This is a genomic window from Rubrivivax gelatinosus, assembly GCF_016583785.1.
In the GTDB taxonomy this organism is placed as follows: Bacteria; Pseudomonadota; Gammaproteobacteria; order Burkholderiales; family Burkholderiaceae_C; genus Rubrivivax; species Rubrivivax gelatinosus_B.
Genome location: NZ_NRRU01000055.1, coordinates 23,891 through 35,075, shown reverse-complemented (window position 1 = coordinate 35,075; position 11,185 = coordinate 23,891). Strand labels below are relative to the sequence as shown.

The 11,185-nt window shown below is 70.4% G+C and carries 11 protein-coding genes; 5 read left to right on the top strand and 6 right to left on the bottom strand.

The window, feature by feature from the left end:
- The 4 genes from mrdA to CKO43_RS15205 all read right to left on the bottom strand — a co-directional run.
- On the bottom strand, nt 1–2,009 hold a 2,009-nt coding region (gene mrdA, locus CKO43_RS15220), incomplete at its 3' end, for a penicillin-binding protein 2 (RefSeq protein ID WP_346728262.1).
- Entirely contained in the window at nt 2,006–2,527 is a 522-nt protein-coding gene (gene mreD, locus CKO43_RS15215; RefSeq protein ID WP_200231547.1) for a rod shape-determining protein MreD, read from the bottom strand. The genes mreD and mrdA, both read right to left, overlap by 4 nt.
- On the bottom strand, nt 2,524–3,441 hold the full coding sequence (gene mreC, locus CKO43_RS15210) for a rod shape-determining protein MreC (RefSeq protein ID WP_200379145.1): 918 nt from the start codon (nt 3,439–3,441) through the stop codon (nt 2,524–2,526). The genes mreD and mreC overlap by 4 nt, the downstream gene beginning before the upstream one ends.
- 107 nt (nt 3,442–3,548) lie before the next feature.
- Nucleotides 3,549–4,592, bottom strand: coding sequence for a rod shape-determining protein (locus CKO43_RS15205; RefSeq protein WP_009856758.1), 1,044 nt, complete (start codon nt 4,590–4,592; stop codon nt 3,549–3,551).
- 174 nt (nt 4,593–4,766) lie between these two features.
- Here CKO43_RS15205 and gatC point away from each other — a divergent pair, with 174 nt between their 5' ends.
- From gatC to gatB, 3 genes are read left to right on the top strand one after another with little or no spacing between them, the layout of a single operon-like run.
- Entirely contained in the window at nt 4,767–5,066 is a 300-nt protein-coding gene (gatC, locus tag CKO43_RS15200; RefSeq protein ID WP_200231549.1) for an Asp-tRNA(Asn)/Glu-tRNA(Gln) amidotransferase subunit GatC, read from the top strand.
- Nucleotides 5,063–6,547 (top strand): Asp-tRNA(Asn)/Glu-tRNA(Gln) amidotransferase subunit GatA, encoded by a 1,485-nt coding sequence (gatA, locus tag CKO43_RS15195; RefSeq protein WP_200379144.1) that lies wholly within the window; start codon nt 5,063–5,065, stop codon nt 6,545–6,547. Before gatC ends, gatA begins: the two co-directional genes overlap by 4 nt.
- Before the next feature lie 4 nt (nt 6,548–6,551).
- The gene (gene gatB / locus CKO43_RS15190) at nt 6,552–8,000 is read left to right on the top strand and encodes an Asp-tRNA(Asn)/Glu-tRNA(Gln) amidotransferase subunit GatB (RefSeq protein ID WP_200231551.1); all 1,449 of its coding nucleotides are present in this window, start codon (nt 6,552–6,554) and stop codon (nt 7,998–8,000) included.
- A 12-nt stretch (nt 8,001–8,012) separates the two neighbouring features.
- Here the strand turns inward: gatB and CKO43_RS15185 are convergent, their stop codons facing one another.
- Both CKO43_RS15185 and pyrE read right to left on the bottom strand, forming a co-directional pair.
- Entirely contained in the window at nt 8,013–8,699 is a 687-nt protein-coding gene (locus CKO43_RS15185; protein WP_346014491.1) for a DUF4124 domain-containing protein, read from the bottom strand.
- Nucleotides 8,700–8,720: 21 nt separating this feature from the next.
- Nucleotides 8,721–9,392 (bottom strand): orotate phosphoribosyltransferase, encoded by a 672-nt coding sequence (pyrE, locus tag CKO43_RS15180; protein WP_200379143.1) that lies wholly within the window; start codon nt 9,390–9,392, stop codon nt 8,721–8,723.
- Nucleotides 9,393–9,404: 12 nt separating this feature from the next.
- Between pyrE and CKO43_RS15175 the strand changes: the two genes are divergently transcribed.
- Complete coding sequence (locus CKO43_RS15175; RefSeq protein WP_200379142.1) at nt 9,405–10,190, top strand: exodeoxyribonuclease III; 786 nt, start codon at nt 9,405–9,407, stop codon at nt 10,188–10,190.
- A 259-nt stretch (nt 10,191–10,449) separates the two neighbouring features.
- Complete coding sequence (locus CKO43_RS15170; protein ID WP_200231555.1) at nt 10,450–11,175, top strand: helix-turn-helix transcriptional regulator; 726 nt, start codon at nt 10,450–10,452, stop codon at nt 11,173–11,175.
- The last annotated feature ends 10 nt before the right edge of the window (nt 11,176–11,185 follow it).

The window sequence follows — 11,185 nt, the reverse complement described above, 5'->3', positions numbered from 1 at the left end:
CTGGCGGCGTCGGCCGCCGCGCCGGCCGACGCCGCCAGCTCGGCCGCTGCCGCGCCCTGGCCCGGCAGCGGCACGTCCACGGCACGCCGCGGCGTGCCGATCGGCGGGCCGGAACGGCCCATGCGCAGCGCCGCCAGGTCCTCCTCGCTCGGGTACTGGCCCAGCAGCAGGTAGTCGACGACGCGGCGTGCGATCGGCGCCGCCGAGCCGGCGCCGAAGCCGGCGTTCTCGACGACCACCGCCAGCACGACCCGCGGCTGATCGATCGGCGCGACGGCGGTGTAGAGCGCGTGGTCGCGCTTGTGTTCGTCGAGCTTGGCGGCGTTGTATTTCTCGTTGGCGCGGATCGTCACCGCCTGCGCGGTGCCGGTCTTGCCGCCGCTGCTGTAGGGCGCACCGGCGAAGGTCTGGGCCGAGGTGCCTTCGACGGTCACGCCCTGCAGCGCACGCTTGACCAGGTCGACGTGCTCGGGCTTGAGCGGCAGCGGCTCCTGCGGCGTGGCCGCGACCGGCCGGCGCTGGCGCGTGATGACGTCCTCGACCTCGCGCACCAGGTGCGGGGTGTAGCGCTGGCCACCCGAGACCAGCGTGGCCATCGCGTTGGCCATCTGCAGCATCGTGAAGTTGTTGTAGCCCTGGCCGATGCCCAGCGAGATCGTCTCGCCGGCGTACCAGCGCTGCTGCTCGGGGCGCTTGTAGGCCTTGCGCTTCCAGTCGGTGGACGGCAGCACGCCGGTGACCTCGCCCTCGAGGTCGACGCCGGTGCGGCGGCCGAAGCCGAACGGATCGAGCATGTCGTGGATCAGGTCCACGCCCATGTCGTTGGCAAGCGAATAGAAGTAGACGTTGCTCGACTTGACGATCGCGCGGTACATGTCCACCGGCCCGAGCGCGATGTCGCCGTGGCTGCGGAAGACGTGGTTGCCGAAGGTCCAGCTGGCGTTGTCCTGGATGACGAGCGACGGGCTGCGTTTGCCCGACTGCAGCGCCGCCATCGCCATGAAGGGCTTGTAGGTCGAACCCGGCGGATAGGTGCCGCGCAGCGCGCGGTTCAGCAGCGGCCGGTCGATGCTCTCGTTGAGCTCCTTCCAGCTCTCGACGTCGATGCCGTCGACGAACAGGTTGGGGTCGAAGGTCGGCTTGCTGACGAAGGCCAGCACCTCGCCGTTGCGCGGGTCGATCGCGACCAGCGCGCCGCGGCGGTCGCCGAACATCTGCTCGACCAGCGCCTGCAGCTTGATGTCGATGGACAGCACCAGCTTGTTGCCCGGCGTCGGCGGGTGGCTGTCCAGGCGGCGCACGGCGCGGCCGTTGGCGCTGGTCTCGACTTCCTCGAAGCCGGTGCTGCCGTGCAGCTCCTGCTCGTAGCTCTGCTCCAGGCCGAGCTTGCCGATGTACTCGGTGCCGCGGTAGTTGTCCTGCTGCTCCTCGGGCCAGTCGGCGATCGCCTTCTTCTCGGCCAGGTTGATGCGGCCGATGTAGCCCAGCAAGTGGCTGCCGACATCGCCCAGCGGGTACTGGCGGAACAGCCGCGCCTTGACGTCGACGCCCGGGAAGCGGAAGCGCTGCGCCATGAAGCGCGCCACCTCCTCGTCGCTCAGCTTGGTGCGGATCGGCAACGACTCGAAACCCTTGCTCTCCTCGAGCTGGCGCTTGAAGCGGCGGCGGTCGCGCTGCTGGATCTCGACGTACTGGCCGAGCTGGTCGATCAGCTCGTCGAGCTCGACTTCGCCGATGCGCGAGGGCGTGATCTCCAGCGTATAGGCCGAGTAGTTGGTCGCCAGCACGACGCCGTTGCGGTCGACGATCAGCCCGCGGTTGGGCACCGTCGGCACGATCGCGATGCGGTTGTTCTCGGCCTGCGTCGCCAGGTCGTCGTGGCGAAAGACCTGCAGGTAGACCAGGCGCGTGGCCAGCAGGCCGAAGGCGATCAGCACGAAGACCGCAGCCGCGAACAACCGGGCGCGAAAGCGCCCGAGTTCGAGCTCGAGGTCCTTGATCTCGGTCACAGCGGCCGATTCTCGTCCGGATCGGGTGCGCGGCGCTGCGGCGCCAGCAGCACGATCGTGACGAGCGGCCAGGTGAGCGCCTCCAGCACCGGCGCCAGCAGCAGCCACCAGCCGGGGAACATGCCGCCGGCCACCAGGCGCACCAGCAGCGACACGAGATGGGCGGCAAAGAACAGCGGCGCGATCTGCACCGCCTGCTCGACCAGGCCGAACCAGAGCAGCCGACGGTGCATGCTGCTGGCGGCATAGGCCAGCAGCGTGTAGGCGAGCGCGTGCTGGCCCAGCAGCGCGCCCTGGTGCACGTCCAGCAGCAGGCCGAAGACGAAGCTCACGCCGACGCCGACACGCCGCGGCTGGTGCACGGTCCAGAACACGAGCACGACGGCGAGCAGGTCCGGCAGCGCCGGATGCGGGCCCAGCGGCAGCAGCATGAAGGCGAAGGCCAGCAGCAGCGTGAGCGCGATGAAGAAGGGGTTGACCGGCAGCAGCAGCTGGTCAGAGCCACGCGGCATGATCATCGGCGGCCGCTCCCCCTGCGCCGGGCGAGTTCGGGCGCGGCCGGCGGCGGCTCCGGCCGCGGCGGCAGCTGCAGCGCCAGCGGCTCGAGCACGAGCACGTGGCGCACGCCGTCGCTGCGTGCCGTCGGCGCCAGCGCGATGCGCGCGAAACCCGACTCCGAGCGACGCTCGACCGACACCACCTTGGCCACCGGCAGCCCAGCCGGATAGACGCCGTCGACGCCGCTGGTCTGCAGCGCGTCGCCGACCTGGACGTCGTCGTTGGCCGAGGTGAAGCGCAGTTCCATGCCGGAACCGACGCCGAATGCCGCGCCGCGCTGCTGGGTGCGCTGGTTGAGCACCGGGATCGCGGCGTCCTTGTCGACCAGCAGCGTCACCTCGGCGGTCAGCGCGTACAGCCGCGTCACCTGGCCGAGCACGCCGTCCTGGTTGACCACCGGCGAGCCGGCGACGACACCCTGGGCCTGGCCGCGGTCGATGATCACCTTGCGCGAAAACGGGTCGGCGGCTTCGTAGAGCACCTCGGCGGCCTGCGAGCGCACCGCGATCGCGGGTTTCAGTTCCAGCAGCGCGCGCAGGCGGGTGTTCTCCTCGGCCAGGGCACCGGCACGCGCCAGCTTCTCGGCGCTCTGCGCCAGCTGCTCGCGCGCCGTGCGCTCGGCGTCGCGCGCCGCGGTCAGGCCACGCAGGTAGTCGGCGCCGCCGAAGGCGAGTTCGACCGGCACTGCCAGCGCGCGCTGCACCGGCAGCAGCACGATGGCGAGCGCGTCACGCACCGGCTCGGCGATGCGCAGCCGGGCGTCGGCAACCATCAGGAACAGCGCCAGCGCGGCGAAGAAGACGAGCTTGGTGAACGCCGAGGTGCCCTGGCGGAAAAAAGGCGGTGGCGTGCGGTCGAGCGTACCGAGCGGCATGACGACTCGCGGCGGCGGTTCAGCAGGAGGTTGGGGGGCACGAGCGCCGGCAGCCACGCACCGGCCGGGCGGCCGGTTCGGGGCGCGCGACGCGAGGGTTCACGCGGTCACTCGGACGTGAAGATGCTTCCCAGGCGCTCCATGCGCTCCAGCGCCATCCCGCAGCCGCGCACGACGCAGGTCAGCGGGTCTTCGGCGACGAGCACCGGCAGGCCGGTTTCTTCGGCGAGCAGGCGGTCCAGGTCGCGCAGCAGCGCGCCGCCGCCGGTGAGCATCATGCCGCGCTCGGCGATGTCGGCGCCCAGCTCCGGCGGCGTCTGCTCGAGCGCGTTCTTCACCGCGCTGACCATCTGGTTCAGCGGGTCGGTCAGCGCTTCCAGGATCTCGTTGGAGCTGATCGTGAAGCTGCGCGGCACGCCTTCGGAGAGGTTGCGGCCCTTGACCTCCATCTCCTTGACCTCGGAGCCGGGGAAGGCGCTGCCGATGTTCTTCTTGATCGCCTCGGCCGTCGGCTCGCCGATCAACATGCCGTAGTTGCGGCGGATGTAGTTGATGATCGACTCGTCGAACTTGTCGCCGCCGACGCGGATCGAGCCCTTGTAGACCATGCCGCCGAGCGAGATGACGCCGACTTCGGTCGTGCCGCCGCCGATGTCGACGACCATGGAGCCCGAGGCTTCGGACACCGGCAGGCCGGCACCGATGGCTGCGGCCATCGGTTCTTCGATCAGGTAGACGTCCGAGGCGCCGGCGCCGAGCGCCGACTCGCGGATCGCGCGGCGCTCGACCTGGGTCGAACCGCAGGGCACGCAGATGATGATCCGGGGGCTGGGCCGCGTCATCGAACGCGGATGGACCATCTTGATGAACTGCTTCAACATCTGCTCGGTCACCGTGAAGTCGGCGATGACGCCGTCCTTCATGGGCCGGATGGCCTCGATGTTGCCGGGCACCTTGCCGAGCATGGCTTTGGCTTCGGCGCCGACGGCCTGGATGGTCTTCTTGCCATTCGGGCCGCCTTCGTGGCGGATGGCGACGACGGAAGGCTCGTCGAGAACGATCCCCTTGCCGCGCACGTAGATCAGCGTGTTGGCGGTGCCGAGGTCGATCGCGAGGTCCGTCGAGAAATAGCGACGTAGTGAGGCGAACATGTGGGGGAGACGGCGGTCGGTAGGCGGCTGGATCGAAGGGCTCAAGCCCGGCGCCTGGAGCGCGGGCGACGCATCGCTCGGCCGGCTACCGACAAGGCATGTGGGTAACCATAGATAATACCTGATCACCCCTCGTGCTTGCCCTTTGGCAAGCGCCTATTTGCACCTGTTTCCATGGCCCTCACACCGCAGGACGTGAGCCGCATCGCGCATCTGGCGCGGCTCGAGCTTCAGCCCGACGAAGAGGCGCGCATGCTCGCGCAGCTCAACGAATTCTTCGGCATCGTCGAGAAGATGAGCGCCGTCGACACGGGCGGCGTCGAGCCGCTTTACACGCCGCTGTCGGCGGTGCAGGACGTCGCGCTGCGCCTGCGCGAAGACCGCGTCACCGAAGGCAACGAGCGTGAAGCCAACCAGAAGAGCGCCCCCGCCGTCGACGACGGCCTGTTCCTCGTTCCCAAGGTGATCGAATGAGCGCGCTGCACCGGCTGGGCGTGGCCGAAACCGCCCGCGCGCTGCGCGCCCGGCAGTTCTCCAGCGTCGAACTCGTGCAGGCGCTGCTGGCGCGCGCTGACGAACAGCGCGCACTCGGCGCCTTCCTGGCGATCGACGCCGAGGCCGCGCTCGCGGCCGCAGGCGCCGCCGACACGCAGCTTGCCGCCGGCGACGCGCCGGCGCTGGCCGGCGTACCGATCGCGCACAAGGACATCTTCGTCACCAAGGGCCTGCCCAGCACCGCCGGCTCGAAGATGCTGGCCGGCTACGCCAGCCCCTTCGACGCCACCGTCGTCGCGCGCCTGGCCGCTGCCGGCACGGTGACGCTGGGCAAGCTCAACTGCGACGAGTTCGCGATGGGCTCGGCCAACGAGAACTCGGCCTACGGCCCGGTGCACAACCCCTGGGACACGACGCGTGTGCCCGGCGGCTCGTCGGGCGGCTCGGCCGCCGCGGTCGCTGCGCGCCTGGTGGCCGCCGCCACCGGCACCGACACCGGCGGCTCGATCCGCCAGCCGTCCAGCTTCTGCGGCATCACCGGCATCAAGCCGACCTACGGCGTGTGCTCGCGCTACGGCATGATCGCCTTCGCCTCCAGCCTGGACCAGGCCGGCCCGATGGCACGCTCGGCCGAAGACTGCGCGCTGCTGCTGTCGGCGATGAGCGGCTTCGACGAACGCGACGCGACCAGCGCCGAACGCCCGCCGCAGGACTTCCACGCCCAGATGCTCGCCGTGCGCGACGGCGCCAGCGCCGCCCGCCCGCTCGAAGGCCTGCGCATCGGCCTGCCGCGCGAGTTCTTCGCCGCGGGCCTGTCGGCCGACGTCGACGCCGCGGTGCGCAGCGCGCTCGCCGAGCTGGAGAAGCTGGGCGCGACGCTGATCGACGTCAGCCTGCCGCGCACCGAGCTGGCGATTCCCGTCTACTACATCATCGCCCCGGCCGAAGCGAGCTCGAACCTGTCGCGCTTCGACGGCGTGAAGTTCGGCCACCGCGCAGCGCAGTACACCGACCTGCTCGACATGTACAAGAAGACGCGGGCGGAGGGCTTCGGGCCCGAGGTCAAGCGCCGCATCATGATCGGCACCTACGTGCTCAGCCACGGCTACTACGACGCCTATTACCTGCAGGCGCAGAAGCTGCGCCGCATGATCGCCGACGACTTCCAGGCCGCTTTCCGCGAGTGCGACCTGATCGCCGGCCCGGTGGCGCCGACCGTCGCCTGGCAGCTGGGCGAACAGGGCGACCCGCTGCAGGCCTATCTGGCGGACATCTTCACGCTGCCCGCCAGCCTGGCCGGTCTGCCCGGCATGAGCGTGCCGGCCGGCACCGGTGCGCACGGCATGCCGGTGGGGCTGCAGCTGATCGGCAACTACTTCGACGAAGGCCGGCTGCTGCACGCCGCGCACGCGCTGCAGCAATCGACCGACTTCCACACCCGCGCCCCGGCCGGGTTCTGACGCGATGGCGACCTTCCCCCTCATCCGCGGCTACGAGGTCGTCATCGGCTTCGAGACCCATGCCCAGCTCTCCACCGAGAGCAAGATCTTCAGCGGCGCCTCGACACGTTTCGGCGCCGCGCCCAACACCCAGGCCTGCCCGGTGGACCTGGCGCTGCCCGGCACGCTGCCGGTGGCCAACCGCGGCGCGGTCGAACGCGCGATCCGCTTCGGCCTGGCCGTCGGCGCCAAGGTCGCGCCGCAGTCGATCTTCGCGCGCAAGAACTACTTCTATCCCGACCTGCCCAAGGGCTACCAGATCAGCCAGTACGAGATCCCGGTGGTGCAGGGCGGCAGCGTTTCCTTCCTGCTCGACGGCGAGAAACGGTCGGTGCGCCTGACCCGCGCCCACCTCGAGGAAGACGCCGGCAAGAGCCTGCACGAGGACTACCACGGCCAGACCGGCATCGACCTGAACCGCGCCGGCACGCCGCTGCTGGAGATCGTCTCCGAGCCCGACCTGCGCAGCTCGGCCGAGGCGGTGGAATACGCCAAGGCGCTGCACGCGCTCGTCGTCTGGCTGGGCATCTGCGACGGCAACATGCAGGAAGGCAGCTTCCGCTGCGACGCCAACGTCTCGGTGCGCCACCCGGGCGAGCCCTTCGGCACGCGGCGCGAGATCAAGAACCTCAACAGCTTCCGCTTCCTGCAGCAGGCGATCGACTTCGAGGTCCAGTGGCAGATCGACCGGCTCGAAGACGGCCTCGCGATCGAGCAGGCCACGGTGCTGTTCAACCCCGACACCGGCGAGACGCGGGCGATGCGCAGCAAGGAAGACGCGCACGACTACCGCTATTTCCCCGACCCCGACCTGCCGCCGCTGGTGATCGCGCCCGACTGGGTGGAGCGTGTGCGCGCCGCGATGCCCGAGCTGCCGGCGCTGATGGCCGAGCGCTTCCAGCGCGACGACGGCCTGCCGGCCTACGACGCGGCGATGATGACCCAGAGCCTGGACTTCGCGCGCTTCTACGAAGCCGCGCGCGCGGCCTGCGGCCAGCCCAAGCTGGTCGCCAACTGGCTGATGGGCGAAGTCAGCAAACGCCTGAACGCGCAGCAGATCGGCATCGAGGCGGCACCGGTGACGCCGGCGACGCTGGCCGCGCTGATCACGCGCGTGGCCGACGGCACCGTATCGCACAACGGCGCGCGCCAGGTCTTCGACGCGCTCTGGGGCGGCGAGGGCACGGATGTCGACGCGCTGATCGAAGCCAAGGGCCTCAAGCAGATGAACGACTCGGGCGCGCTCGAGAAGATCGTCGACGAGGTCATCGCCGCCAATGCCAAGTCGGTCGAGGAGTTCCGCGCCGGCAAGGACAAGGCCTTCAACGCGCTCGTCGGCCAAGTCATGAAAGCCAGCAAGGGCAAGGCGAACCCGGCCCAAGCCGGCGAACTGCTGCGGCGCAAGCTCGGCTGAGCCCGGGCAGGCTCAGCGCGAGGCGGCCGACGCCGGCTCCGGCAGCGTCGCGATCGGCCCCAGCGAACCCGGACGGGCGCCGGCCCAGAGCCGGCGCAGGCGGTCGAGTTCGGCGTCGTAGAGCCGGTTGATGCGCACCAGCTCGGCCTCCTGGTTGGCCATCGCCGTGCGCTGGGCGTCGGTGGCAGCGTCGTTGGCGTCCAGCGCCTGGTGCAGCTTGGGCGGCAGCGGCTTGCCGACGTAGAACTCGGTCTCGTCGGCAAGCGGCTTGCGCTCGGCGCCCAGCATCTTCAGCCGCTGCTCCGACGAGCGGATCGCGACGCGCACGGTGTCCAGTGCCGCCTCGCGCGCACGCCGGTGCGCTTCCTCGTTCGGGTAGCGCGCGATCAGGTTGCGGTCGCGGCGTACCGCGTCGGCCTGCGCCGCGCGGGCCTCGACGGCGCGACGCTCGCGCGCCTCGATCTCGGCGCGCTCGTCGGCCGTCGGCGTCGGCGGCACCACCTTGCGCAGCGAACCGTCGCGGTTGAGCACGCGCTGCTCGCGCGCGATGCACTCGGGGATCGGGCGGTCGGAGGTGATGCGCCGGCCGCTGTCGTCGACGCAGCTGTAGATGCCGTCGGCGCTGCGTACCCCCTGCTGCTGCGCCATCGCCGCGCCGGCCAGCACGGAGCCGGCTGCCAGCAGCCAGCGTCCGGACACGAGACGCCGGGGTCGCGGCATTCAGACCCCGTAGCGGTCGCGGTAGGCCTGCACCGCGGGGGTGTGCTGCTCCAGCGCCGGGTCGGCACCGGAGCGCAGGTAGGCGAGCAGGTCGGCCAGCGTGGCGATCGCGACGACCTCCAGGCCGAGCTGCGAACGCACCGCCTGCACCGCCGACAACTCGGCGTCGCGGCCGTCGGCCTCGGTGGCCTTCTCCTGGCGGTCCAGGGCGATCGCGACGCCGCAGGGCGTGGCGCCGGCGGCGCGGATCATCGCGATCGACTCGCGCACCGAGGTGCCGGCAGAGATCACGTCGTCGACGATCAGCACGCGCCCGGCGACCGGGGCGCCGACCAGCGTGCCGCCTTCGCCGTGGTCCTTGGCTTCCTTGCGGTTGTAGGCGAAGGGCAGGTTGCGGCCTTCGCGCGCCAGCTCGATCGAGATCGCCGCGGCCAGCGTGATGCCCTTGTAGGCCGGGCCGAACAGCATGTCGAACTCGAGCCCGCTGGCGAGCAGGCGGCGTGCATAGAATGAAGCGAGACGGCCCAGTCTGGCGCCGTCGTTGAACAGCCCGGCGTTGAAGAAGTAGGGCGACAGCCGCCCCGCCTTCGTGCGGAACTCGCCGAAGCGCAGCACGCCGGCCTCGACCGAGAACTGCACGAATTCTTGCGCCAGGGTGTCGGGGGCGTTCATGGAGGTCATCCCTTGGGTTTTCGTCTGGTCACGCTCAACCTGAACGGCATCCGTTCGGCATCGAGCAAAGGATTCCTCGACTGGGCCGCCAGCACGGCCGCCGATTGTATGGGGGTGCAGGAAGTCAAGGCGCAGGCTGCCGACGTGGCCGGGCGCTTCGAGCGCGTCGGCGGCCTGGACGGGTTTTTCCAGTTCGCACAGAAGAAAGGGTACTCCGGTGTCGGGCTCTACACCCGGCAGCAGCCGAGCGAGGTGCTGATCGGGTTCGGCAACGACGAGTTCGACGCCGAGGGCCGCTACGTCGAGGCGCGCTACGACCGCGGCGGGCGCAAGCTCAGCATCATCAGCTGCTACTTCCCCAGCGGCTCCAGCGGCGAGGAACGCCAGGCGGCGAAGTACCGCTTCCTGGCCGCGCTCTTCCCGCACCTGCTGCGGCTGAAGGCCGAGCGCGAGTTCATCCTCGTCGGCGACGTCAACATCGCGCACCAGGAGATCGACCTGAAGAACTGGCGCGGCAACCAGAAGAACAGCGGCTTCCTGCCCGAGGAGCGGGCCTGGATGACGCAGTTGCTGGAGACCGGCCTGGTCGACGTCTTCCGCCGCCTGAACCCGAACCCCGACCAGTACACCTGGTGGAGCAACCGCGGCCAGGCCTGGGCGAAGAACGTGGGCTGGCGTCTGGACTACCACCTCGCCACCCCGGCGCTGGCCGAGACCGCGCAGCGCGAGCAGATCTACCTCGCCCAGCGCTTCAGCGACCACGCGCCGCTGACGATCGACTACGGCTTCGAGCTCTGAAGCCCCGCGCCGCCGGGTTCGGCACCGTGCCCCGCAGGCGCCCTGACCCCGCATCGGCGGGGGCCGGGTAACACGCTCATTCAGGCGGGGGATCGACCCAGGTCAAACGCCCGCCTGCGCAGCGGGGCAGAATGTGATCCGCGATAAGAGACCGGAGCGGGCAAGCAGAGCCCGCAGCATTACCGGTCCGATCCGCATTTGTACCCCGGGAGGAAGTCACCGCCTGCCCGCCATCGTTCGCAACGACTGACGAAAGGCGATGACCATGCTCGAACGGCAGACTGCCGCACGCCCTCCCGCGCCCGCGCTGATCACGCGCTCCGCAGCCGAGCGCAGCTCCAATGGCGGCTGGGCTCGGTGCCTGTCGCTGATGCTCGATGAAATCGACTACGGGCTGCTGCTGCTGGACAGCACCGGCAGCGTGCGTTGGCGCAACCACCGCGCCCAGGCCGAGCTCGACGCGTCGCACCCGCTGCAGATCAGCGGCGGCCGCATCAGCGCGGTGCTGCCCGAAGACGCTGCCCACCTGGCCACTGCCGTCGCCGACGCCACGCAGCGCGGCACCCGCGAGATGCTGACGCTGGGCTCCGGCCGCCAGCGGGTCTCGCTGGCCGTCGTGCCGCTGGTCGACGACGCGCTCGAAGGCCAGCCGGCGACGATGCTGCTGCTGGGCAAACGCCAGGTCTGCGAGAACCTCTCGGTGCGCGGCTTCGCGCGCGCGCACCGGCTGACGCCGGCCGAGACCCGCGTGCTCGAAGCGCTGTGCGCGGGCGTCGCGCCGCAGAAATTCGCCGAACACCAGGGCGTGCGCATCTCGACCGTGCGCACCCAGATCGGCAGCATCCGCGAGAAAACCGGTGCCCGCAGCATCCGCGCGCTGGTGCGCATGGTCGCGGTGCTGCCGCCGATGGTGCCGGCGCTGCGCGGCGTCGTCTTCGAGCCGCTGGAGCGCTGGCCGCTCGAGCGGCCCCACGACGCGGCCTGAAGCCGCGGCG